The sequence below is a fragment of the Halomonas elongata genome, from assembly GCF_029081005.1.
GTDB lineage: Bacteria > Pseudomonadota > Gammaproteobacteria > Pseudomonadales > Halomonadaceae > Halomonas > Halomonas elongata_B.
The window spans coordinates 23,024-46,897 of record NZ_JAJQTQ010000002.1; the positions used below are offsets into that span (position 1 = coordinate 23,024).

Sequence of the window (23,874 nt, forward strand, 5' to 3'; positions counted from 1 at the left end):
CTTTATCGGGGGTCGTCGCTGGTTTCCTCGAGGCGACGATAAAGGGTGCGGCGGGCTATGCCCAGCAGGTCGGCAGTGCGCCGCTTGTTGCCGCCCGTGGCGTCAAGCACCTTGTGGATATAGCGTCGTTCCACTTCTTCAAGGCTTGGCCAATTGTTGCGGTTGGCGTGAGTCGACATGTCGGCGGTATCTGCCGTTCCGGAGGAAGATTCCGCCGCCTGCCTGCGAATGCGTTCGGGGAGGTCGTCATGATGGAGCTGGCCATCCTCGGTCAGTGTGACGGCCCGGATAATGGCGTTTTCCAGTTCCCGTACATTGCCCGGATAGTCATAGTCGAGCAGGGCCTGAAGCGCCATGGGTTCGATATGTGAAATCGACTTTCCCTGCTGCTCGGTGTGCTTGTCCAGCAGGGACATGATCAGTTTCTCGACATCGCCTGGGCGTTCGCGTAGTGGAGGAATGCGCAAGGAGAAGGTTTCCAGTCGATAGAAAAGGTCGCTGCGAAAGCCTCCCGTCTGAATCTCGTGCTCGAGGTCGCGATGCGTGGCGGCAATGATGCGCACATCGATGGGTTCCTCCCGTTCAGCGCCTACCGGGCGGATCTTTCTCTCCTGAAGGGCACGCAGTAGCTTGGCCTGCAGTGCCATTGGCATTTCACCGATTTCATCGAGGAAAAGACTGCCGTTTCGGGCGCTCTGGAAGAGTCCCTGTCGGGCTTCCTGTGCGCCGGTGAAGGCACCTTTGACATGCCCGAAACACTCGCTCTCCATCAGTTCGGCAGGAATGCTGGCGCAGTTCACCGCAACGAAGGGACCGTCGTGACGCGTGCTCTCGGCATGCAGGGCACGTGCCATCAATTCCTTGCCAGTGCCACTTTCTCCGAGAATCAGCAGGGGCGCGTCGCTGTCGGCAAGGCGTGCGGCATTGTGGAACAGCAAGCGCATGGACTCGCTGTTCCCGGTCAGGCCGTGGAAATTCTCCGCAGGGGCGGCCTGTCGCAAGCGATTGGCCAGACGTCGATGTTCGAGTACCCGGAAGACGGCAGTACGCAGATTTTCCAGGTCCAGGGGTTTGGTCAGGAAGTCATTGGCGCCGAGCTTCAAGGCATCCACGGCCTGGTCGATGGTTCCAAAGGCCGTGATCACGATGAAACCGATGGGATTGTCATCCTGCCTCAACTGTTCGAGCAGGGACATGCCATCCATGCCAGGCAGGCGAATATCACAGATGATCAGTGCGATATCGCTGTGGCTGAGCTGGGCCAGGGCTTGTTCGGCACTGTCGACGCCCAGGGTTGGATAGCCGGCATCCTGCAGCTCTTCGCACAGCAGTTCCAGAATGGCGGTGTCATCCTCGACGACCATGATGGGTCGTGCGTCGTCGGTCAGTCCCTCGGCATCGTATTGGTTCATGTAGCGGTATCCTCGCGCGGCAGGGTGATTTCGAAACCGGCGCCACCGAGCGGACTATCATAGGCCCCGATGGTGCCACCGTGATCATTGACGATACGGTGCACCATGGAGAGCCCCAGGCCGCTTCCCTGGCCTACCGGCTTGGTCGTGAAGAATGGATCGAATACGCGGGTCTTGTCCGCCTCGGTGATGCCGTTGCCATCATCCTCTATCCATAGCGTGAGTTCCTTCTCCCCGGCGCCGACGTTCAGGCAGACTCGGGATACACCTTCGGCCTGGGCGGCATTACACAGCAGGTTGGTGAAGACCTGGACCAATTGCTGTCCATTGGCCAGCAGCGTGGGCGCCGGTGAAGGAAGGTTGATATCCAGGTGGATATGACGGGCGGCGAGTTCTTCCTCGGTCAATGCCTGGGCTTCCTCGAACGTCTCGTTCAGTGCGACGATCTCTTTCTCGACGTTGTGGCGACGGCCCAGGTCCATCAACTGGCGAACGATGACCACGATACGCGAGACTTCGTCGCGAATGCGTTCGATCCGATCATGCTCTTGCGCACCGAGACTCTCGCGACGAGACAGGCGCTGGGCCTGACCCTCGATCACAGTGAGTGGCGTACCGATCTCGTGGGCGACCCCGGCAGCCAGGACCCCCAGCTCGGCGAGCTTGCGCGACTTGCGAAGACGTTTTTCCAGCTCGATCTCCTTGTGGCGTCGCGATTCGATGTCGGCATCCTTCTCTGCCATGGCATCGAGCATGTCGTTGAGGGCCAGGCCGAGGCGCTGGTATTCATCGGAGCCATGAACCGCGACGCGTTGGTGCCGATCACCGGCGGCGACGCGCTCCATGACCGTCAGGACTCTTTCCAGGGGGCGCTCGATATGACGTCGGAACCCCCACCAGATACTCAGCACGATGCCGCCCACGCCGACCGCGAAGATGCCCAGCGCAACCAGGCCGATGAAGTCGGCGTAGTTCTCGATGCCGGTGTTGAGGCGATTGACCTGAAGTACACCGACGATCTCACCGGACGGGGTGGTCAATGGCTTGAGGGCCGAGAAGTAATTCCAGTCGCCATCGCTCCGGTAGGCGGTCTGTAATTGTCCATTTTCTGCGACCTCGCGGATGTCTTCGTTGGAGAACAGGGCCTCACCGAGCCCCAGGCCATAGAGTGACTGGCCCTCGGTATCGAAGACATGGGCGCCGTAGATGCGATGGAAGGAGAAGGCTGACTGCAAGGCATCCTCCAGGGCATTGGGCTCGGCACGATCGATGGCATAACCGAGAGAAGCCCCGGTTGCCTGAGTGATGATCTGTACCTCGGTTTCCAGCTTGGAACGCAGGTTGTCTTCAAGGGAGTGGATCGCGACCAGGCTGAATACCATCAGGATGGCGAACAACGGCACGATGACGGTGATGAGTATCAGGTTACGTAAGCGCATCCTGTATCCGGGGCCATATCGTCAGCAAAGGGGGAGGTGTGGCTAGTCGTTGCGCGTCAACCGATAAAGACCGGCGTCGGAGGCGTCGTTGAGCAAGTACAGGGCACCGTCGGATCCCTGTCGCACATCGCGGATTCGACCGATCTCGCCGTCGAGAATCACCTCGCGCTCCACGACGGTATCGTTTTCCAGCGAGAGTCGAACCAGCTGCTCGCTGGCGAGCCCGCCGGCCAGCAGGTCGCCGGTCCAGCCGGGGAAGGCATCGCCGGTGATGTCGGTCAGCCCGGAGGGGGCGAAACGTCCCTCGAAGACATGTATCGGGTCGCGCATGCCCGGCGCGCTGTCCTTGCCGAGGGGGAGGTTGGTGACGTAGTCACGGCCCCGGGTGACCTCTGGCCAGCCATAGTTCTCGCCGGCGACGAGCCGATTGAGCTCATCGCCGGTGCGTGGGCCATGTTCCGTCGACCAGGGCGTGCCATCCTCGGCCACGACGAGCCCCTGGGGGTTGCGATGCCCCATGCTGAAGATGGCGTCATCGACATCGGGATCGCCGACGAAGGGGTTGTCATCGGGAATCGTCCCCCGGGCCGTGAGGCGCAGGAAGCTGCCGGCATGGTCGTTGCCGTTCTGGGCGCGCTCGGCGTCGACGCCGCGATCCCCGACACTCATCAGCAGGGTGCCGTCGTCGAGCCAGGCCAGTCGCGAGCCGTAGTGGCGTCCTGGTTCGGAGAAACGGTCCTGGGTGAAAAGATGCTCGAGATCCTCGAGACGCCCATCCGCCAATCGGGCTCGGGAAAGCGCGGTGGCGGTGCCGCCATCGCCGGCTCGGCTCCAGGTGAAGTAGAGCCAGTCGTGCTCGCCGTCGCCGGACACTTCGCTGCCGGACCGGGGGTGCAGCACGATATCGAGCAGGCCGCCCTGGCCTCGGGTCGAGACGTCGGGAAGTCCCTCGAGCCGCGAGATGTCGCCGTCGGCGCCAATCAGTGCCAACTGGCCGTCGCGCTCGCTGACCAGATAACGACCGTCCGGCAGCTCGGTCAGTGCCCAGGGATGCTCCAGGCCCGTGGCGAGGCGTTCCAGGCGTAGCTCGTGGTGTTCGGTCGTCAGCCGGTCAGTGCGGGCATCGTCGGCTTGGGCCGGACCGAGAGCCAATGTCGTCGTACCCAACAGCATGGCGGGTAACCAGGGTGTGCGGCGCATCCGATCCTCCTTGGCATGAGGGCTCGCTCGGCATAGAGACTGTCGAGAAGGCCCCGTGTTCCCTCCTACATCAATATCGCGAGCAGTATGGGTAGATAGATCAGCGACAGCAGGGTCGAACAGAACACCAGGCTGGCCACATACTCCGGTTCACGCTGGGCGCGTTGGGCGAACAGGTAGTTGAACACCGCCACCGGCATGCTCATCTGCAGGATCAGGATGCCGTGAGCCATGGGCGGCAGCGCCAACAGGCTGCCGATGCCCCAGGCGGCCAGGGCGGCCAACGGGATGCGCAGCAGGCTGAAGCCGATGCCCGAGCGCAGGCTGCGAACCTGAATGCTGGCCAGCGAGACGCCAAGGGTGATCAGCATCAAGGGGACGGTGAAACCGGAAATCAGATCGACGCTGTTGGCTACCCAGAGCGGTAGCTCCGTGTCGGTCAGCAGCAGGCTCAGGGAGATCAGAATGGCATAGACCGTCGGCGTCTTGGCCAGGGATTTCAACGGGTTGCCGCGGCTGGCGAGCATCGTGCCGAGGGTGAACTGGAATAACGACACGGTCACCATCACGGTGATGCCGAAGGCGAAACCCGCTTCGCCGAAGGCGTAGAGCACCACCGGCAGCCCCATGTTGCCGGTGTTGGGATACATCGATGGCGCCAGCATGACGCGCCAGTCCTTGCGCAGCAGGCGCGCCAGCACGAAAGAGGCGCCGGCCATGGTGGTGATCACCAGGGCAGCAGCCAGCATGGTGCGACCGAAGCTGCCGGCGTCGATCTCGGCGCCGGAAAGCGAGGCGAGCACTAGGGCCGGCGTGCCGATGTTGAAGACCAGCCGGGTCACGAAGGCGACAGGATAGTCGTGACCGAGCCGGATCCAGGTGAAGCCGAGGCCGGCGCCGGCCAGTACGGGGGCCATTACGGCGAAGAGTTGAGCGAACATGGCAATCCTTCATGAAGCGGAATGTCGAGTGACAGTGCTGGTGTCTGGCCCCGGGGCCGCTGTCAGGCGGGGCCGGCCTGCAACGAACTCGGCGCGTGCGAATCTCGGGCTCTCTCGGCCTGTCGCCGCAGCGACAGATCCAGCCGTTCCACCAGCCCGGCGAGCAGGGCGCGACGCCGGTCATCGAGCGAGGGTTGATCATGCAGTGCCTCGATCAGCGCATCGCCCGTTCGGCGGACCTCGTCGGCAGCATGCCCCCTGGCGCTTTCGGCATAGGCCCGGGCCAGCGCCGCGAAGAAGTCCCGTTGCGCATGGCGAAGGGCTGTTCCGGGCAGGTCGTCGAGCCGGCGACGCAGCTGCAGGCAGGCATAGCCGATGTCCAGGCCGGTCAGCCCCAGGGTGAAGAGATGTCGTTGATCCTCGGGCAGCATGTCGTCGTGCTTGGCCAGATGCAGCAGTCGGTCGGCCATGCCGCCGATGAATCGGGTTTCCGCCTCATGAATGGGGCGGTTCGGCAAGTGACGAAGATCGCGGACGATGGCCCCGACCAGGCGCCGTTTGCGCAGGGTGGGGCCGAAACCGGGAATCAACCGGAAGCCCGTCACCACGGTGGCGAGTCCGATCATCACGGCGATGGCCCGGTTGATGAAGCTGTCGAAGGAGAAATCCATGCCGTTGCCGGGCATGGTCAGCAGGATGTTGCCGATGGTGAAGGCCAGGCAGTAGCCCATCAGGCGTGGATTGGCGGCTCCCAGCAGGCCGAGGAACAGGGGAGGCAGGAAGATCATCGCCAGCATCGGAAAACTGTTGGCCTGGGCGAGCAGTACATGACCGAACAGGAAGGCGCTGGGGATCGCCGCCAGCATGCCCTTGGCGAACATCATGCAGATCATGGCGGGGTTGTCGCGACTGGCGAAGAAGGCCGAGAACAAGGTGCCCAGCAGCATGGCCACCTGGCCGCTGTTCCAGGCGGTGGCGATCCAGAAGCTGGCGAGGGTGGCGAAGATGATCCCGGCGCGGACGGCATTCAATCCCGCGGCCAGGTGATCGCGGTGCCAGGCCAGGGCCACACCGCGCAGGCGCTTTCGCCCCGGGCGTGAAATGGCGTCGCGGGCGTCGAGCATGACCAGGGCGTGGCCGAGTGCCTCGCGTAGCCCGATGATGACCCGCAACTGCAGCGGCGAGGCGTTTTCGTCGGGACACCCCAGGACCCGATGACGCTGGTCATGCAGGCGGCGGTGGGCTTGCCCTGTGCCGCGGGTTTCCGCGGACAGACGAAACCCCTCGGCGATCTCATCGGCCAGATCGTGGATGGCGGGGTCGAGCCGATTGCCATGGTGGTGCAGGAGCTGCTGGAGGGCGTGCAGGGTCGCCATCAGGCGCAAGGTGTGTCGCGTCAGTACGTGACTGGCGCGAATGCGCCCCGCCCCTTCGGGACCCTCGTAGCGTGCCGCCTGGCTGTCGATCTCGAGCTGCGTGAGCGGCTCCAGGCTGCCGGTTAGGGTGGCCTGCAATTCACCGAGATCGGTGGAGTCCGTCAGTCGACGAGTGGCGTGCTGGAAAGCCTGGTTGACGACCTCGTCGGCCTGCTGGCCGAGGTGATCGCGAACCTTTATCGGCCACAGCAGTGAACTGACCAGGGTGGCACAGATGGCGCCCAGCGCCAGCTCGGAGAGCCTCGCCACGGCGATAGCGAAGATGCCGTCAGGCTGGGAGGCCCCGATGACCACGATCAGCATGGCCGTGACGGCACCCATGATACAGCCGTAGGAGGCATTGTTGCGCAGCAGGGAACTGCCGTAGGTACACAGCATGATCCATAGCGTCAGGACAGCCAGGGCAGGCACCGGGGCCTGGACGAACAGCCCCATGATGGCAATGCCGGCGACGCAGCCGACGACCGTGCCGGCGATCTGGCTCAAGCCCTTCTCGACCACCATGCCGCTCATCGGGCGAATCTGCAGGAAGGCCGCCGAGATCAACGCCCAATAGGGACGCTCCAGGTCGCACCACAGGGCCACGTATAGCGCCAGCAGCATCGCCAGGGTCGCCTTGATGGCGAACTGCACGGCCTGGGTGCTGGGCGTCAGGTAGGCTTGCAGCCAGGGCGACATGCGCCGTTACTCCGCGTTGTCGAGGATGCGTACGGTAGCCGTCATGCCGGCACTGAGGGTGACATCGTCGGGTATCTCGTCGAGCGCGATGCGCACCGGGATACGCTGGGCGAGCCTGACCCAACTGAAGGTGGGCTGTACTTGCGGCAGCAACTGGCTGTCGGTCGAGGTGTTGCTGTCGGCAATGCCGCGCCCGATGCTGGCGACATGACCCTCCAGCTCGGTATCGCCGCTCATCAGGATGACCCGGGCCGGGTCGCCGACCTGGATGTGCGGTGTCTTGGTTTCCTCGAAGTAACCGGTGACGTAGAAGGAATCCGCCTTGACCAGTGCCATCACCGGCGTGCCGGCGTTGACGTAATTGCCCTCGGCCAGCTGCAGATTGAGGACGTGGCCGGTAGCGGGAGCCTGGACGGTGGTGCGCTCCAGATCGATTCGCGCGCTGGTCAACGCGCTTTGCGCCTGTCCCAGCTGGGCGGCGGCGACCTGGCTGTTGATCTGCGCCGTTTCCTGATTCTCGGCGCTGATCGCCTGACGGCTCAGGCGGTTGCGCCGCGAGGCCTCGTGCTGACTCAGCTCCAGCTCGGCCTGGCGTTGCTGAACCACGGCCTGAGCCTTTTCCCGGGCGGCCTGATAGCGAGTGTCGTCGATGCGGAACAGGGTCTCGCCCTTGGCGACGCCTTGATTGTCGGTAATCGGCAGGGCAACGACGCGCCCCGAAACGTCCGGGGCGATGGTGACGACATCGGCCCGGACCCGGCCGTCCCGGGTCCAGGGGGTATGGAGGTAGTAGTGCCAGAGCCAGAGACCGGCGGCGATGGCAAGGGCCACGATGACCAGGGTGACGAGGCTGCGTAGAAGGGTGCGCATCATTTCAGAGAATCCCTGCGGACGCGGAGGCCAGGAAGGCGATGGTAGCGGTACAGATGACAAACAGAGCGGTGTCGAACCAGGCTTCGAACCATAATCGTGTCGAGCCGACCAGGCGGTGCAGGACGGCGCGAATCAGCAATGCGAAGACCAGCCCGAGCAGGGCGTAAAGCAGCATGGGGGAGAGGTAGATCCCGCCGAAGGCGATTTCACGAAGGCCCATGGTCGCCCCTGTTCAGTCGCTAGGAAGCGTCCCATGGTAGCAATTTACGACGGCATGGGCACGGCGGCCATTGTGCAGGACGCGCCGGCCTCAGGACGCGCGCCGTCGAGTACCCAGCTGCCATTCGGCAGGGCAGGCACTGCGCAGGAACTCGAGCAAGGCCGAGACCTTGCGCGGCTGGTGCCCATGGGCATAGAGCAGGCTGACCGGGCTGGGAGAGACCTGCCAGTCGTCGAGACAGCGTTCGAGCTGGCCCGGATGAGCCGCTTCGCGGCGTTCGGCCATCCAGTTCGGCATGACGCCGAGCCCTTGCCCTCGGGCGATGGCATCGGATTGCAGCACCAGGCGATTGACTCGCAGCCGTGATCCCGGCGGGCGCACATCGACCTGCCCCTGACGTGGATGACGCAGCACCAGTCCATGCTCGGCCTCGCCGAGCAGGTCGATCCAGTCGTGACTCTCGAGCTCATGGGGATGAGCGGGATGGCCGTGACGGGCCAGGTAATCGGGATGCGCGTACAGCCCACGCGACAGCAGCGCCAGCGTCTCCTGACGCAGTCCCGTCTCGCCGGTATCGCCGAACCAGATCACCACCGACTGGGGGGCGAAGTGTTCTGGCAGGTTCTCGCGAATCATCAGGCTGACATGCACGCCGGGATGTCGCTGCATGAAGTCGTCGATGGCGCCGGCGATCCAGGAACGTCCCAGGGCATCGTGAACCTGGAGGGTCAATTCCCCGCTGATCTCTTCCCGCAACTCCTCCAGGGCTCGCTGGCCCTGATCGGCCAGGTCGAGGATGCGCAGGCAGTAATCGTGGAAGACGCTGCCCGCCTCGGTGGGCAGCAGCCGGTTCGACTGACGGCGCATCAGCGGCTGGCCGAGCCGGGTCTCCAGCTGCTGGATGCGGCGACTCAGGGTCGACTTCGACACGCCGAGATGCCGGGCACTGTGGGTCAGGCTGCCGGAGGTCATGACGGCGGCGAAGGCATGCATTTCATCGAGGTCGGACATGATGCTGGCTCGGGCCTGGGAGAAGCGCAGTATCGCATAGGTGTGATTGGTGGTGAAAATCATTCTCTAATGCTGTTGCGAACCATGCAACGCAACGTGCGAAGACATCGAGGAACAAGTTTGAAAGAATCTAAATGATAAAAATTCGCATTACATAAGGTTCGGTTTTTCCGGCCCAGGATCATCAGGAGAACGATCGATATGCCCCTTCCCTTCACTCGGACACTGCTGGCGGGCTCCATCGCGGCACTGACGACACCCGTCGCCATGGCGCAGGAAGCCCAGGAGCAGGATCTCGATGACATCGTCGTCACCGCTTCGGGCTATGAGCAGCAGGTCAAGAATGCCCCGGCCTCGATCAGCGTGATCACTCGCGAAGATCTCGAAGGCCATGCCTATCGTGACATCACCGATGCGTTGCGCAACGTGCCGGGCGTGACCGTTACTGGCGGCGGATCGTCACAGGACATCAGCATTCGCGGCATGGGGGCCAAGTACACTCTGATGCTGGTCGACGGCAAGCGCCAGGGCTCGCGGGAAACCCGGCCCAACAGCGATGGCCCGGGCATCGAACAGGGCTGGATGCCGCCGCTGTCGGCCATCGAACGCATCGAGGTGATCCGCGGGCCCATGTCGTCGCTTTACGGGTCCGACGCGCTGGGCGGCGTGATCAACGTCATCACCCGCAAGGTGCCTCAGGAGTGGGGGGGCGACGTCTCGACCAGCATGACGATTCAGGAAGACTCCGCCTCCGGCGATGAGCACAACAGCCGCTTTCACGTCGCCGGCCCGCTGGTCGCAGACCGGCTCGGCCTGCAGGTCTACGGCCAGTACGACCAGCGCGACGAGGACGCGATCATCGGCGGCTATGCCGATCAGCGCCTGGCCAGCGGTACCGCGAAACTTTCCTGGACGCCCGACGAGATCAACGAGATCGGCCTGGAAGCGGGCTACAGCGAGCAGCGTCGGATCACCAACCCTGGCGAGTCCGTTGCGCTGGAAGGTCGTCGGGGGCCGAACGAGCGCTCCGAGCAGACCTACGATCGCCGTCACTTCGCGCTGAGTCACGACGGCTACTTCGATTTCGGCAGCACTACCAGCTACGTGCAGCATGAAGAGGTCGATAACCCCTCACGCGACATGAACTACCAGAGCAGCGTGGCGGACACCAAGGCGGTTCTGCCACTGGGCGCCCACATCCTGACCCTGGGTGGCCAGTTCGAGAATCAGCGCTTGGAGGACGGCGGCAACCAGTCCAGCACCTCCAACCTGAGCGAGCTGGAACGCTATCGCTGGGCGCTGTACGCCGAGGACGAGTGGATGCTGACCGAGGACGTCTCGCTGACCGGCGGCGTGCGTCTCAACGAGGACGAGAAATACGGCAGCCACTGGTCCCCGCGTCTCTACGGCGTCTGGCACCTGGACGAACGCTGGACCCTGAAGGGCGGCGTCTCCTCCGGCTTCCGGGCTCCGGATCTGCGCGCCACCAATGCGAATTGGGTCCAGGTCAGCCGCGGCGGCAATATCTACGGCAACCCGGACCTGGAGGCGGAAACTTCGCTCAGCCAGGAACTGGGGCTGCACTATGCCGACGACAACGGCCTGATGGCCGGCCTGACGGTCTTCCATACCGATTTCGACGACAAGATTAACCGTGTCGGTTGCCCGGCCTCGGTGTGCACCGAGGGGGCCAACCAATTCGGCTCCGATCCCACCTACCGGCTCAACGTCGACGAGGCGATCACCCAGGGCGTCGAATTCTCCCTGTCCACGCCGCTGGCCGACAACCTGGATCTCAGTACCAGCTACACCTATACCGATTCCGAGCAGAAAAGCGGCGAGTACGAGGGCGAGCCGCTCAACCAGCTGCCCAAGCACCAGGTCTCGGCGTCGCTGGACTGGCAGGCCACCGAGCGCCTGAGCCAGTGGACCCGCCTGACCTATCGCGGCGAGGAGAGCCAGCCCACCACCGGTCCGTCCCAGGGCACCACGGTGGCGCCGTCCTACACCTTCGTGAATGCCGGCCTCGGCTATCAGTTGACCCCGCAGACCACCCTCAACGCCGGCCTCTACAACCTGTTCGACGAGGACATTACCGAGGAAGAGTACGGCTACGTCGACGACGGCCGTCGCCTGTGGTTGGGCATCAACGTCGAATTCTGATCGCCGCCATCGAGCGGGTGACAACCCCACGGCCGGGCCCTCTGCCCGGCCGTGGTCAAGGATGAACAACGGGAGAACAAGGTGACGAACGGATGGCTTCGTACCGCCGTGATGGTGGGGCCCCGATGATGGCCCAGGCCCACGAGGTCGAGGGTGAGACGCACGGCCCCGCCGTGGTCAGTTTCGACTGGGGCGCCGCGGATACGCTGGCGGCGCTGGACGTCACGGTGCTCGAAGAGGCGCTGGCGGCCGAAGGCGACGAAGCGATCGCGGTGACGGTACTGTCCCCGGCGCTGTGGTATCTCTCCGGCGATGGCCTGCAGAGCGTTCGCACCCAGGTGGAGGAGGTCGTCGGCAGCCTGTCGGCCCGGTAAGTCGGTCCTGCCCGCTGCGGCAACGTTGCACGAGATCGAACGCAGCGTTGTCGGATCGTGGGGCTGAGAATTTTTTTGAGATTCATTATCATCGGCGGTCCTCGTCCCATCGGATGTGGTGCCGCCAGCGAGTCAAGGAGACTTCATGTCGTTTTCTCTGCCCAAGACCCCCTTTCTGGTCGGCACCTGCCTGGTGATGGCGTTCGCCATCGGCCCGGCCCAGGCCAGGACGCTGGATACCGCCCATGGCGAGATTGACGTCGACGGCCAGCCGTCGCGTGTCGTCACGCTGTATGAAGGCGCGCTCGATACTGCCCTGGCGGCTGGCGTCACGCCGCTGGCCGCCGTGGCCACACGGGGCGGCGAGGGGGTCGCCGGCTATCTGAGTGATCGGGTGCCGGATATCGCCATGGTGGGGACCAGTCGAGAGTTCAATCTCGAGGCGATCGCCACTCAGAACCCGGACCTGATCCTGGCTTCGCCGTATCTGACCGACGAGCAGTACGAGCTGATGTCACGGCTGGCCCCCACCGTGGTGCCCGAGAGCGAAGGGTTCTCGCCGAACGGCTGGAAAGACGAGGCGCGGCTCTACGGTGAAGCGCTCGGGCATGCCGAGGAGGTGGCGGACGCCATCGAGGCCGTGGAAACTCGCGCTGCCGATCTCGCCGAGCGGCTGGACGCCGAAGGCTCGACAGCGACGCTGGTGCGCTGGATGCCGCAAGGGCCCCTGGTGATGTCGGCCGAGCTGTTTTCCACCGGCATGCTCGACGCCACCGGTTTCGATGTCACCGATGCCGACCTGGTCAAGGAGGGACGTCCCCATAGCGACCCGCTGAGCCTGGAAAACCTGGGCAAGGTCGACGAGGATCTGCTGGTCATGGCCACGCTCAACGAGGATGGCCGTGAGGCACTGGGTGCGGCGCGCCAGTCGCCGGCCTTCGCTCGACTCGACGTGGTCAAGCGCGATCGGGTGATGCCGGTGGATGGCCAGCTCTGGACTAGCGCTACCGGCCCCCTGGCCGCCCAGGCCATCCTCGACGACATCGAGGCGGCGCTGTTGTCCGACGCGCAATGACCGCGCGCGTCACCCGCAGGCGTCTGGCCGGCCAGGGAGCGACCCTGGCCGGCCTGCTGTTGCTGGTCTGCGTGGCCAGCCTGCTGTGGGGCGCGGGAGATGTGGGGGCAGGGCGTGCCCTGGCGGTGCTGACGGGACACGGTGACGACGAGGCGCGTTTCGTGGTCGGCACCCTGCGCGGTTCGCGCACTCTGGTCGGTCTGGCCGTGGGGATGGCGCTGGGGGTCGCCGGCGCCCTGTTACAGGCGGTGTCGCGTAACCCGTTGGCCGAGCCGGGGTTGCTCGGCGTCAGTGCCGGCAGTGCCTTCGCCGTCGCCATTGCCTTGCTGCTGGGAACGTCGGCGGCCACGCTGAGAGTCGGCGTGGCGCAGATCGGGGCTCTGCTCGGCTGTCTCTGCGTGCTGGGCGTGGCGCGGTTCCGTGGTCTCGGGCATGACCCGGTTCGCCTGGTTCTGGCCGGGGCGGCCTTCTCGGGGCTGCTGTCGGCGCTGACCACCTTGCTGCTGCTGTTCGATCAACGTGCCGCCGACGAGATACGCTTCTGGGTGGTCGGCAGCCTGTCCGGCCGGCGGCTGGACGATCTGCTGGCGATACTGCCGAGCCTCGCCGTGGCCACTGCCATTACCCTGTTCATCGCTCGCCCTCTGGCCGCCCTGGCCCTGGGCGAGCGGCTCGCCGCCGGGCTCGGCCATCATCCCGGTCGGGTTCGCCTGCTGGCGATCCTGGTGGTGGCGCTGCTGGTGGGCGGCGCTACCGCCATTGCCGGTCCCATCGCCTTCGTAGGCCTGGTGGTGCCTTTCGCCGCCCGAGCCCTGGCGGGGCCGGATATTCGCCGTAGCCTCTGGTTGTGCCTGTTGCTGGGGCCTCTGATGGTGCTCGTCGCCGATGTCATCTCGCGGCGAGTGGTGGCGCCCTCGGAACTGCCGCTCGGCGTGTTGACCGCGCTGTGCGGCGCGCCGGTGCTGGTCGCCGTGGTCCGGCGCCGTCGACTGCCGATGCTGTAACTACCGATGCTATAGGGAACGCATGAGTCTGCTGGTGCAATCGTCATCGCTCCAACCGGGGCGGACCGGGTCCGAGGATGTCGTCGTGCCGCCGCGGGGCACCCGACGGCTGGCCTGGGGCAATGCCAGCGTGCTGCTGGATCGGCGTACCCTGGGGGCCAACCTGCTGCTGCTGGCCCTGGTGCTGGCCGCGTCGCTGGCCTATCTGTGCTTCGGCGAGCGGACGCTGTCGCCCGCCGAGGTGCTGGCGGCATTGAACGGCTCGGGTGACACGCTGGCGACCTTCGTGGTCTCCGCGCTGCGTCTGCCACGGCTCGGGGCGGCACTTGCCACCGGTGCCGCCTTCGCCCTGGCGGGGTGCCTGATGCAGACCCTGGCCGCCAATCGCCTGGCCACGCCGGGCATCATCGGCATCGACAATGGCGCCACGGCGTTCGCCGTGGCATCGGTGGTGGGACTCGGCGTCGGCCTGGCGCCGCCGGCCATGGCGCTGGTCGGCGCGACCACGGCTACCATCCTGACCTTCGGGCTAGCGCTCGGGGGCGGCACGCGGGGGTATCGCTTCATCGTCGCCGGCATCGGGGTGGGGGCGGTGTTCGGTGCCCTCACCAATCTGCTGCTGGCAAGGGTCGCCATCGATGTGGCCAATGCGGCCTATCCCTGGACGGTAGGCTCGTTGAGCGCCCGACCCGAGGGGGCGGTATGGACGTTGACCGCCGGGCTGGCGCTCGGCTTGCCGGTGGCGCTGGCCCTGGGGCGTTCCCTGAGCCTGATGGGCTTTTCCGAATCCGTGGCCCGAAGCCTGGGAACTCGCCTGGGACGACGTCGTGTCCAGGTCCTGAGCACCTCGGTGGTGTTGACCGCGCTGGCCGTGGCCGTGGCCGGCCCGGTGGGGATGGTGGGGCTGCTCGGTCCGGAGCTGGCCCGGCACCTGGCCTCGAGGCGCAGCGTGCCGGTACTGGCCTCGTCGCTGGCCGGTGCCCTGATCATGGTGCTGGCCGACCTCGCCGGGCGCCTGATGCTGTCGCCGCTCGAGGTCCCGGTGGGCATCGTCACCGCAGTGGTCGGCGGCCCCTGGCTGTTGTGGATCCTGATCCGTCCTCGTTCACATGGAGTCGCTTGAGATGAATGCCGTCGCTTGTTCCCTGGAAGCACGGGGACTGACGCTCGCCCACGACCGCTCGCCGGTCGTCGTCGACCTGGACCTGCGCCTGCCCGCCGGCCAGGTGACCGCCATCGTCGGCCCCAATGGATGCGGCAAGTCGACCCTGCTGGCGGGGCTGGCGCGCTTGCACTCGCCGCAGGGCGGCCATGTGCTGCTCGACGGTGCCGACATCGTTCGGCTGCCGGCCCGGGAACTGGCGCAGCGGCTGGCATTGTTGCCGCAGGAGGCGAGGGCGCCGGAGGGGCTGACCGTCGCCGAGCTGATCGGCTTCGGTCGCCAGCCGCACCAGAGCTGGTTGCGGCAGTGGTCGGCCGAGGACCGCCGGGTAGTGGACGAGGCTCTGGCGGCGGCAGACTTGCATTCACTGGCCGATCGCCCGCTGGAATCGCTTTCCGGTGGGCAGCGCCAGCGCGCCTGGATCGCCATGATCATCGCCCAGCAGACGTCGTTGCTGTTGCTCGACGAACCGACCTCGGCCCTCGACCTTGGGCATCAACTGGAAGTCTTCGAGCTGGTGCGGCAATTGGCCGGGGATGGTCGAACCCTGGCGATGGTACTGCACGATCTGCCCATTGCCTGTCGCTATGCCGACCACCTGGTGGCGATGCGCGAGGGCAGGGTCGTGGCGGCGGGGCCGCCCGGTGAGGTCGTGACGCGGGAACTGGTACGGGAACTCTACGGTGTCGACTGCACCCTGATGCATGACCCCGATAGCGGGGCGCCGATGTTGACGGGGCTGCGTCGGATTCGCTAGGCCGTGTCCATGCGTGTCGAGTCGCCGGCGAGTGGCATGCTGGCGGTGTCGGGACCAGGGGCCCGGCCAGCGGCCGGGCCCGGACGATGAGCGCGTGAGTTACTGAGCGTCGTCGGCGGCCTGTTGGGTCTTTTCGCCGACGGATTCCAGGACATTGCCGGCCTTGTCGAGGGCGTTGCTGGTCGCCGAGCGGGTGGTTTCCCAGGCGCTGGCGGCGCCTTCCTTGGTATCGCTCCAGGCCTGCTGCAGGTTCTGCTTGGCCTGGTTCCACCAGGTATCGGTGTATTCGGGTTGCTCGCCGACGGCCTGGGCATCGAGATCCAGGTGGACGCTGTATTCGATGGCATCGAGGCTATCGCCGTTGCGGGTCTCGACGGTAAAGTGCTCGGCACCGACCACGTACTGCTTTTCGCCCAGGTCGAGCAGGTTGCCGGTGTCGATGACCAAGGCATGGACGCGCATGTCGTTGTCGAGCAGCACGTCCTCCACGTCGCCGATGGCCTGACTGCTGTCGGACTTGGCATAGACATCGGCGTCGAGCAGCTCATCGGTGGAGTAGAGGCCCTGTGGCGCCGCCATCGCGCTGGCCGAGAGCAGCAGGCCGGCGCCGAGCAGGACGGGGCGAAGGGTCGTGTCGAGGGTGTTGTGCAAGGTCATTCGGGTCTCTCCTTGATCCTGAGTGTCGAAAGGTCGACGTTCCATTAGTGTGGCACGGTCGGGAGTAAGTTCCTCCCTTGTGGTGCGCATCATCCTGTATATCGTGTCGATTGATGAAACCGCTTTTACTCGAGTGCATGGCCAATGCTATACCTGCGTGCTCTCGATCACGCATGGAGGACAGGATGGCAGCTCGGCTGATGGCGACAGGACTTTCGATGGCGTTGGCATGCATTGCCGTGCCGGCCATGGCGCAACAACCGGCGCCGCTGAAGGCGGTGGCCACTACCGGCATGGTCGGGGATGTGGTCGGCCGTGTCGGCGGTGAATGCGCCGAGGTCACGACCCTGATGGGCCCCGGGGTCGATCCGCACCTCTATCAGGCCAGTGCCCGTGACGTCTCGACCTTCCAGCAGGCCGAGATGATCTTCTATTCCGGCTACTCCCTGGAAGGGCAGCTCGGCGATGTGCTGGAGCGCTTTGCCGAGATCAAGCCGACGATCGCGGTGGCCCCGTCGTCCATCGACACCGGTAGCCTGATTACCGTCCAGGATGTCTATGGCATCGATCCTCACCTGTGGATGGATGTCTCCCTCTGGTCGCAGATCGTTCCGACCATCGCCGACTCGCTGAGCGAGGCTCGTCCGGCGTGCGAAGCGCAGATCCGGGACAACGCGTCGCGTTATGTCGCGCAGCTCGAGGCCCTGCACCGATGGGTCGAGGAGAGCATTGCGTCGATTCCCGAGCAGCAGCGCATTCTGGTCACCGCCCATGACGCCTTCAACTACTTCGGCCGTGCCTACGACATCGAGGTGGCCGGAATCCAGGGCATCAGTACCTCGACCGAAACCGGCGTGGCGGATATCCGCGAGATGGCACAGGTGGTCGTGGATCGCGAGGTGCCCTCGGTGTTCGTCGAGAGCACCATCAATCCCCGCACCGTTCAGGCCGTCATCGAGGCCGCGCGCGAGAAGGGCCAGGAGGTGTCCGTCGGGGGGCAGCTCTATTCGGATGCCATGGGCGAGACGGGCACCGCCGATGGCACCTACATCGGGATGCTGTATCGTAATACCCGGCACATCGTCGAGGCGCTCGGCGGCGAGACACCGGCGCTGCCCGAGGCCCTCGAGGAATGGGTGGCCCGTTGGGACATTGCCGCCTCGTGATTCCTCACATTCAACCGCTTGGCTCGAGAGTTCGCTGCACCCATGACGACGCCGTTACATGAACCGGATCTCGCCCTCCACGTCGAGGATCTGACCGTCAGTTACCATAGCAAGCCGGTGCTGTGGGATATCGACTTCGACGTGCCGCCCGGCGTGATGGCGGCCATCGTCGGTCCGAACGGTGCCGGCAAGAGCACCCTGATCAAGAGCGTGCTGGGCCTGGTGCCCTCGGTGGCGGGACACGTCACCCTGTTCGGTCGGCCTTATCGGGCGCATCGTCGCCGGGTGGGGTATGTGCCGCAACGCTCCAGTGTCGACTGGGACTTCCCGACCACCGCCCTGGATGTGGTCACCATGGGGCTCTACGGCCGGCTGGGCTGGCTCCGGCGACCGGGACGGGGCGAGCGCCGGGAGGCCATGCAGGCGTTGGAGATGGTCGGCATGCAGGCATTCGCCGATCGCCAGATCAGCCAGCTCTCGGGCGGGCAGCAGCAGCGGGTCTTCTTGGCCCGGGCCCTCGTGCAGCAGGCCGACGTCTATTTCCTCGACGAGCCCATGGCGGGCGTCGATGCCACCACCGAACGGGCCATCGTGGATATCCTCCGACGCCTTCGCGATGACGGCAAGACGGTGATCGTCGTGCACCATGACCTGCAGACGGTGCGCAGCTACTTCGACTGGCTGCTGATCCTCAACGTGCGGGTCATCGCCCAGGGACGCGTGGAAGACGTCTATACCGCCGATAACCTGCGTCGCGCCTACGGTGGCCAGATTGCCCTGCTCGACGAGGCGGCCTTCATGCCCGACGACAAGACCGCGGAGACGTGACGATGTCGCCGCTCGACCTGCTGCACGATTATACCATTCAGAACGTGGCCATCGGCGCGGCGCTGCTGGGGCTGATCAGCGGCGTGCTGGGCAGTTTCGCCGTGTTGCGCAAGCAGAGCCTGCTCGGCGATACCATGTCCCACGCGGCCCTGCCCGGTGTCTGCATCGGCTTCATCATCGCCGGTGCCCGGGAGATGGGGATCATCCTGCTGGGCGCGCTGACCACCGGGGCGCTCGCCGCGTTGGTGATGCTGATGCTGACGCGCAACAGCCGGCTCAAGACCGATGCCGGGCTGGGCATTACCCTGAGCACGTCCTTCGCCCTGGGGGTGGTGCTGCTGACACACATCCAGAACATGAACAATGCCGCCCAGGGAGGCCTCGATTCTTTCCTGTTCGGTCAGGCCGCGGCGACCCTGCGCAGCGATCTGTGGATCATGGGCGGGATCACCGTTGCTGCCCTGGCGCTGGTGGTCGCGCTCTGGAAGGAATTCAAGCTGGTGTCCTTCGACCCCGAGTTCGCCGCCTCACTCGGCATGCCAGTCATGTGGCTCGAGGTGGTGCTGACGGTGATGGTCGCCCTGGCCGTGGTGGTCGGGTTGCAGATGGTCGGCGTGGTACTGATGGCGGCGATGATCATCGCCCCGGCGGTGGCCGCCAGGCAGTGGAGTCATCGGCTCGAGGGGATGGTGGTGCTCGCCGCCGTGATCGGCGTGTCGGGCGGAGTGTTCGGAGCCCTGTTGAGCGCCCTGTCGCGAGGACTGGCCACCGGCCCTCTGATCATTCTCAGTGTTTCCAGCGTGGTGATGGTGTCCTTGTTGCTGGCGCCGGGCCGCGGATTCGTCTGGGAATGGGTACGGCTGTGGCGCGGCCGGCGCCGACTTCGCTACCAGCAGGTATTGACCACCCTCTACCGCCTCGCCATGCACCATGCCGACCCGGTGTTCCGTTCCGAGCAGGGCATGCTGGACACCTACCACGGACACCGCACCCGGGCGGCGTTGCATCAGTTGCAGAAACGCGGCCTGGTCGAGTGGCGATCGGCGCCCCCCGATGAACCCGGCGGGGCCAAGCACTGGGTGTTGACGACGTCGGGCTTCGAGGAGGCCAGACGCATCCTCGATTCCCTCGGCCAGGAGGAACGCTGATGCTGGCCACGCTGTTCGACAATGCCCCCCTGATGATCATGCTGGTCGGTGCCCTGGTGGGCATTGCTTCCTCGCTGGTGGGCACCTTCCTGGTGCTGCGCGGCGTCAGCATGCTGTCCGATGCCATCGGGCACTCCATCGTGTTCGGCATCGTCGTCGTCTGGTTGCTGACCCACCAGCAGAGCGGACCGGTGCAGATCGTCGGTGCCGCCCTGACGGGGCTGCTCACCGTCTTCCTCACCGAGTTGCTGGTCAGCACCCGGCGGGTCAAGAAGGACGCCGCCATCGGCCTGGTGTTTCCGGTGTTGTTCTCCGCGGGGGTGCTGCTGCTGAATCTCTATGCGCGGGACGTGCATATCGACACCCACACGGTGCTGCTCGGCGAGATCGGTTTCGTATGGCTCGATACCTTGACCATCGGCGACTACCGCGTGCCCCAGGCGCTGGTGTGGATGGGGGTGATGACGCTGATCAACGGTGCCTTCGTCGCGCTCTTCTACAAGGAGCTCAAGATCGCCACCTTTGACGAGGCCCTGGCCAAGGCGCTGGGGCTGGCGCCCGGCGTGCTGTTCTACCTGTTGCTGCTGTTGACCAGCGGCACCGCCGTGGCGGCCTTCGACGCGGTGGGGGCGGTACTCTTCGTGGCTTTCGTCATCGTGCCGCCCTCGACGGCCTATCTGCTGACGGACCGACTGTGGATGATGTTCATCCATGGCGCCCTGGTTTCGATCGCCTCCAGCGTCTCGGGCTATTTCCTGGCCGTGGCCTGGAACGTCTCCATCGGTGGCATGATGGCCGTGATGACCGGCGTCTTCCTGCTGCTGGCCTTCCTGCTCGGTCCGCGCTATGGAATGGTCGCCCAGGTGCTGCGACGTCGCGGCCAGCGTCGGGTCAACGAGATCCGCACCCTGACGGTACACCTCTACAACCATGAGGACGGGCCGGAGCAGTGGGTGGAGAACGTCACCCAGGCGTTGCGCGAACACCTGTTGTGGGATGGCGCCAAGGCGAGCCGGGTGGTCGAGCGCAGTTGCAACGAGGGCCTGATCGAGCGCCGGGGCGAGATACTCATGCTGACCGCCACGGGGCGCGAGATGGCCAGGGAGATTCTCGAGCCGACGCGCAACGGCACCGGGTCGCTGACGACGACGGCGTATTGAGCCGTCAGGCGGATCAGGCCGAGATCGGCGTGCCCTCGCGGACCGAGACGGCGCGCCATACCCGGCTCGGCGAGGGGCCATCCGGCAGGTCGGAACAGGTGTCGTAACGCAGCAGCTCGAGGGCGTGACAGGTGACGGTCAGCCAGCCCTGTTGGTGCGCGGTGCGCCATGCCACCGCGAGTTCGTGCTGGGCATCGTCCGGAGCGTCGGCCTCGTCGGTGTCATCCACGACCTCGACGTCCGCCTCCTTCCCCCGGGCCGCCAGCCATTCCAGGGCGGCGACCTGTGCGCACTGGCGACGCGGCGTGAGGCGCGAGTCGCCACGGTAGCAAGGCAGGTAAGGGCGGCCCCGGGCCTCGCTTTCCAGCAGCGGCAGGATGTCGTCGTCGCCGATGCGGCCATACTTGCGGCGTTGCGGCAACAGCAGGGCGCTGGCCGCCAGTCGGCAGCCACCCAGGTGAGTGCTTTCCCAGACATCGAAGGGCAGGTCGTGGCGGTGTACCGCATCGGCCATGGCCTTGTAGGTGGCAAAACCGAACTTGGCACAGCACTTGTCCTTCTTGCCATGGGTGCAGCACAGCAGCAGGGAACGCTCGACCGTCTCGGGTCGCCAGGGCGTCAGGTCCTCGCCGCGCCGCAGCGCGGCGAGGAAGTCGCCGAGTGCCTCGCGAGAGATATCGAATGCCAGGCATTCGGGCATCAGGAACACGCGATGATGTCGCTCGGGCTGCTCCCGTCGGTGGATCAGGTTGACGCGACGCCCCTCGTCGGGGAGGGCGTGCAGGGCTGCCGAGAGCGCCTCGGGCATGTCGCTGGCCTGGCGCAGGTTGCGTTGCCACCTGGGACGGGGCCAACTGAGCAGCAGGTTGCGCTCGAGGTGGGCTCCGCTGCCGACCAGCGGGTCGTCGATGGCGCGACTTTCCACGGCACAGAAGCGTTGGTTCATGGCGCGTCCTCCTTGCTGCGTTCAGGGGACGGGGCTGTCGTGCGAATGCCCGGCACGGGCACGCACACCAGGCGTCGGGAATGCGGATCGTGGATGACGTTGGCATCGAGATCGAAGACCGCCTTGAGATTGGCGGCGGTAAAGACATCCCGAGGAGCGCCCTGGCGGTGGATCTCACCTTCGCGCATCATCACCAGCACATCGGCATAGGCGGCCGCCAGGTTGAGGTCGTGCAGCACCACCAGCAGGGTGCGGCCGTGCGCGTGAGCCAGTCGAGCGAGCAGTTCGAGCAGGTCGACCTGTACCTTGAGATCGAGAAAGGTGGTGGGCTCATCGAGCAGGATCAGATCGGTTTCCTGGGCCAGCACCATGGCGATCCAGCAGCGCTGGCGCTGGCCGCCGGAGAGGGTGTCGACGCTGCGCTCGGCGAAGTCCGTCACATCGGCATGAGCCATCGCCTCGCGGACGGCGCGGGTATCCTGTTCGGCATCCTGCCGCCACAGCCGCTGGTGGGGAAAACGGCCCATGCCGACCAGTTGCCTGACCGTGAGGCCCTCCGGAACGGAAGGACCCTGGGGCAGGATGCCCAGGCGTTGCGCCACTTCCCGCGTGTGGCGGCGGTGGATGTCCTCGCCGTCGAGACAGACCCGGCCGGCGCTGGGGGTCAGGGTGCGGGCCAGCGTCTTCAGCAGTGTCGACTTGCCGCTGCCGTTGGGGCCGAGCAGTACCGTCAGCTTGCCTTCGGCCACCGCCAGGTCGACGCCGTCGAGCACGCGTCGGGACTCGTACCCGGCGCACAGGGCTTCGCCCGTCAATCGCGGTGGCTTGGCAGGGATCGAGGGCATGGGGCGACTCGTCGGTGTGGTAGCGGGGCCGAAGACCGTAAGATAAAAAGTTCTCATTTTCAATGCTGGCCGGAAATCCACGCAGGGCTGTTGCAGCTAGCGTTGTTGCTCGGGACTGATCCGTCGACAGGTCTGCGAGGGGGCGCTGTGAACCCCTCCCTGGGCGCTACCGACGCCCAGCGGCGCTCTCGCATCCTGCTCCGCTTGCAGGACCGGTGCTGGCCATCCATGGCCAGCCCGTTCGGAGCAGTGCTCCTCACCCCTGGCGTAGGACCCCCTCTTCGACCTGTCCCCGGCGCCCCTCGCCAGCCTCTGCTACTCCCTGCCCTTCAATGACGCTGGTAACGGGTGCGGTGCAGCAGATAGACGAAGAAGGGCGCGCCCACCCCCGAGACGAAGATGCCGGCGGGCAGGTCCTTGGGCAGGAAGGCCACGCGGCCGAGCAGGTCGGCGTGGAGCACGATCAGGGCACCGACCAGGGCCGCGACGGGCACCAGGCGGGCGAAGCCCCGACCCACCAGACGGGCGGCGATGTGCGGCGCGATCAGGCCCACGAAGCTGAGCCCCCCGGCGAAGGCCACGGCCGCGCCCGCCAGCACCACGCTGCTGCCCATCAGCACCAGCCGGCTGCGCAGCACGTGCACGCCGAGTCCCTGGGCCACGTGATCGCCCAGCGCCATGGCATCCAGGTGCCGCGCCCGGGTCAGGCACAGCGGAACGGCGAGCAGCAGCCAGGGCAGCAGGCCCAGCACGTCCTGCCACTGGGCGGCATAGAGGCTACCGGTCAGCCACACATAGGCGGTCATGGCGGCGGCATCGTCGCTGATCACGATCAGCAGGGTGGTCACGGCGCCCATGGCGGCGGAGAGCCCGATGCCGACCAGTACCATGCGCGAGGGCGCGATGCCGCGGCGCCAGGCCAGCAGGAACACCAGAAGGGCGGAGAGCAGCGCGCCGAGCAGCGCGGCGCCCGGCAGCCAATGGATGCTCAAGGTGGTGCCGAACAGTGCCAGGAAGGCCACGGCGGCCAGGGCGGCACCGCTGGTGATGCCGATCACGTCCGGGGAGGCCAGCGGGTTGCGCACGATGCCCTGGAGGATGGCGCCGGCCACCGCCAGGGCCGCTCCCACCAGCACGGCCAGCACGATGCGTGGCAGGCGCAGCTCCCAGACGATGAAGGCGATGTCGCTGTCCCCGGGCGCGGCCAGGGCGTGCAGGACTTCCCCGAACGAGGTGGGGAAGCTGCCGAGGGAGAGCGACAGGCCCATGCTGGCCACCAGCAGCAGTCCGAGCAGGCTCGCCAGTCCCAGGTCCTGCCACCGCCGGGTGTCGCCGCCGGCGGCGTCTTCACGGGGCAGGGTCGTGGAGCGCGTCGTCAT

Annotated in this window: 22 protein-coding genes; 10 read left to right on the forward strand and 12 right to left on the reverse strand. The window is 65.8% G+C overall.

Features of this window, described 5'->3' with window-relative positions; all coding sequences use genetic code 11:
* Positions 1-2: 2 nt before the first annotated feature.
* The 8 genes from LU493_RS01635 to LU493_RS01670 all read right to left on the reverse strand — a co-directional run bounded on the left by LU493_RS01635 (position 3) and on the right by LU493_RS01670 (position 9,273).
* Positions 3-1,412 (reverse strand): sigma-54-dependent transcriptional regulator, encoded by a 1,410-nt coding sequence (locus LU493_RS01635; protein ID WP_275286039.1) that lies wholly within the window; start codon positions 1,410-1,412, stop codon positions 3-5.
* Positions 1,409-2,851 carry a sensor histidine kinase gene (locus tag LU493_RS01640; RefSeq protein ID WP_275286040.1) on the reverse strand — a complete coding sequence of 481 codons (1,443 nt, stop codon included), beginning with the start codon at positions 2,849-2,851 and terminating at the stop codon, positions 1,409-1,411. The genes LU493_RS01635 and LU493_RS01640 overlap by 4 nt, the downstream gene beginning before the upstream one ends.
* Before the next feature lie 42 nt (positions 2,852-2,893).
* The gene (locus tag LU493_RS01645; protein WP_275286041.1) at positions 2,894-4,051 is read right to left on the reverse strand and encodes a PQQ-dependent sugar dehydrogenase; all 1,158 of its coding nucleotides are present in this window, start codon (positions 4,049-4,051) and stop codon (positions 2,894-2,896) included.
* A gap of 65 nt (positions 4,052-4,116) precedes the next feature.
* On the reverse strand, positions 4,117-4,992 hold the full coding sequence (locus LU493_RS01650) for an AEC family transporter (RefSeq protein ID WP_275286042.1): 876 nt from the start codon (positions 4,990-4,992) through the stop codon (positions 4,117-4,119).
* A gap of 62 nt (positions 4,993-5,054) precedes the next feature.
* Positions 5,055-7,106: an FUSC family protein gene (locus tag LU493_RS01655; protein WP_275286043.1), complete on the reverse strand. Its 2,052-nt coding sequence runs from the start codon at positions 7,104-7,106 to the stop codon at positions 5,055-5,057.
* Between the two features lie 6 nt (positions 7,107-7,112).
* Positions 7,113-7,976, reverse strand: coding sequence for an efflux RND transporter periplasmic adaptor subunit (locus LU493_RS01660; RefSeq protein WP_275286259.1), 864 nt, complete (start codon positions 7,974-7,976; stop codon positions 7,113-7,115).
* 4 nt (positions 7,977-7,980) lie between these two features.
* Positions 7,981-8,199 (reverse strand): DUF1656 domain-containing protein, encoded by a 219-nt coding sequence (locus tag LU493_RS01665; RefSeq protein WP_275286044.1) that lies wholly within the window; start codon positions 8,197-8,199, stop codon positions 7,981-7,983.
* A 90-nt stretch (positions 8,200-8,289) separates the two neighbouring features.
* The gene (locus LU493_RS01670; protein WP_343076071.1) at positions 8,290-9,273 is read right to left on the reverse strand and encodes a LysR family transcriptional regulator; all 984 of its coding nucleotides are present in this window, start codon (positions 9,271-9,273) and stop codon (positions 8,290-8,292) included.
* 138 nt (positions 9,274-9,411) lie between these two features.
* Between LU493_RS01670 and LU493_RS01675 the strand changes: the two genes are divergently transcribed.
* From LU493_RS01675 to LU493_RS01700, 6 genes are all read left to right on the forward strand, one after another.
* Complete coding sequence (locus tag LU493_RS01675) at positions 9,412-11,373, forward strand: ligand-gated channel protein (RefSeq protein WP_275286045.1); 1,962 nt, start codon at positions 9,412-9,414, stop codon at positions 11,371-11,373.
* A gap of 92 nt (positions 11,374-11,465) precedes the next feature.
* Positions 11,466-11,747: a hypothetical protein gene (locus tag LU493_RS01680; RefSeq protein WP_275286046.1), complete on the forward strand. Its 282-nt coding sequence runs from the start codon at positions 11,466-11,468 to the stop codon at positions 11,745-11,747.
* A gap of 145 nt (positions 11,748-11,892) precedes the next feature.
* A complete protein-coding gene (locus LU493_RS01685; RefSeq protein ID WP_275286047.1) occupies positions 11,893-12,822 on the forward strand; it encodes an ABC transporter substrate-binding protein in 930 nt (309 codons plus the stop codon).
* Complete coding sequence (locus tag LU493_RS01690) at positions 12,819-13,826, forward strand: FecCD family ABC transporter permease (protein WP_275286048.1); 1,008 nt, start codon at positions 12,819-12,821, stop codon at positions 13,824-13,826. Before LU493_RS01685 ends, LU493_RS01690 begins: the two co-directional genes overlap by 4 nt.
* 22 nt (positions 13,827-13,848) lie before the next feature.
* A complete protein-coding gene (locus tag LU493_RS01695; RefSeq protein ID WP_275286049.1) occupies positions 13,849-14,949 on the forward strand; it encodes a FecCD family ABC transporter permease in 1,101 nt (366 codons plus the stop codon).
* A gap of 1 nt (position 14,950) precedes the next feature.
* Positions 14,951-15,745, forward strand: coding sequence for an ABC transporter ATP-binding protein (locus tag LU493_RS01700; protein ID WP_275286050.1), 795 nt, complete (start codon positions 14,951-14,953; stop codon positions 15,743-15,745).
* Positions 15,746-15,844: 99 nt separating this feature from the next.
* Here LU493_RS01700 and LU493_RS01705 read toward each other — a convergent pair whose 3' ends face one another.
* Positions 15,845-16,402 (reverse strand): PRC-barrel domain-containing protein, encoded by a 558-nt coding sequence (locus tag LU493_RS01705; RefSeq protein WP_275286051.1) that lies wholly within the window; start codon positions 16,400-16,402, stop codon positions 15,845-15,847.
* Between the two features lie 185 nt (positions 16,403-16,587).
* On the opposite strand from LU493_RS01705, the gene LU493_RS01710 reads away from it, so the two are divergent.
* From LU493_RS01710 to LU493_RS01725, 4 genes are read left to right on the forward strand one after another with little or no spacing between them, the layout of a single operon-like run.
* Complete coding sequence (locus tag LU493_RS01710) at positions 16,588-17,568, forward strand: metal ABC transporter solute-binding protein, Zn/Mn family (protein ID WP_275286052.1); 981 nt, start codon at positions 16,588-16,590, stop codon at positions 17,566-17,568.
* A 42-nt stretch (positions 17,569-17,610) separates the two neighbouring features.
* Positions 17,611-18,396 carry a metal ABC transporter ATP-binding protein gene (locus LU493_RS01715; protein WP_275286053.1) on the forward strand — a complete coding sequence of 262 codons (786 nt, stop codon included), beginning with the start codon at positions 17,611-17,613 and terminating at the stop codon, positions 18,394-18,396.
* Between the two features lie 2 nt (positions 18,397-18,398).
* On the forward strand, positions 18,399-19,544 hold the full coding sequence (locus LU493_RS01720) for a metal ABC transporter permease (protein WP_275286054.1): 1,146 nt from the start codon (positions 18,399-18,401) through the stop codon (positions 19,542-19,544).
* Positions 19,544-20,704 carry a metal ABC transporter permease gene (locus tag LU493_RS01725; protein WP_275286055.1) on the forward strand — a complete coding sequence of 387 codons (1,161 nt, stop codon included), beginning with the start codon at positions 19,544-19,546 and terminating at the stop codon, positions 20,702-20,704. Before LU493_RS01720 ends, LU493_RS01725 begins: the two co-directional genes overlap by 1 nt.
* A gap of 13 nt (positions 20,705-20,717) precedes the next feature.
* On the opposite strand, the gene LU493_RS01730 is transcribed toward LU493_RS01725, so the two are convergent.
* The 3 genes from LU493_RS01730 to LU493_RS01740 form a co-directional block, all read right to left on the reverse strand.
* Entirely contained in the window at positions 20,718-21,650 is a 933-nt protein-coding gene (locus LU493_RS01730) for a sucrase ferredoxin (RefSeq protein ID WP_275286056.1), read from the reverse strand.
* Positions 21,647-22,495 (reverse strand): ABC transporter ATP-binding protein, encoded by an 849-nt coding sequence (locus LU493_RS01735; RefSeq protein ID WP_275286057.1) that lies wholly within the window; start codon positions 22,493-22,495, stop codon positions 21,647-21,649. Before LU493_RS01735 ends, LU493_RS01730 begins: the two co-directional genes overlap by 4 nt.
* A gap of 329 nt (positions 22,496-22,824) precedes the next feature.
* Complete coding sequence (locus LU493_RS01740) at positions 22,825-23,874, reverse strand: FecCD family ABC transporter permease (RefSeq protein WP_275286058.1); 1,050 nt, start codon at positions 23,872-23,874, stop codon at positions 22,825-22,827.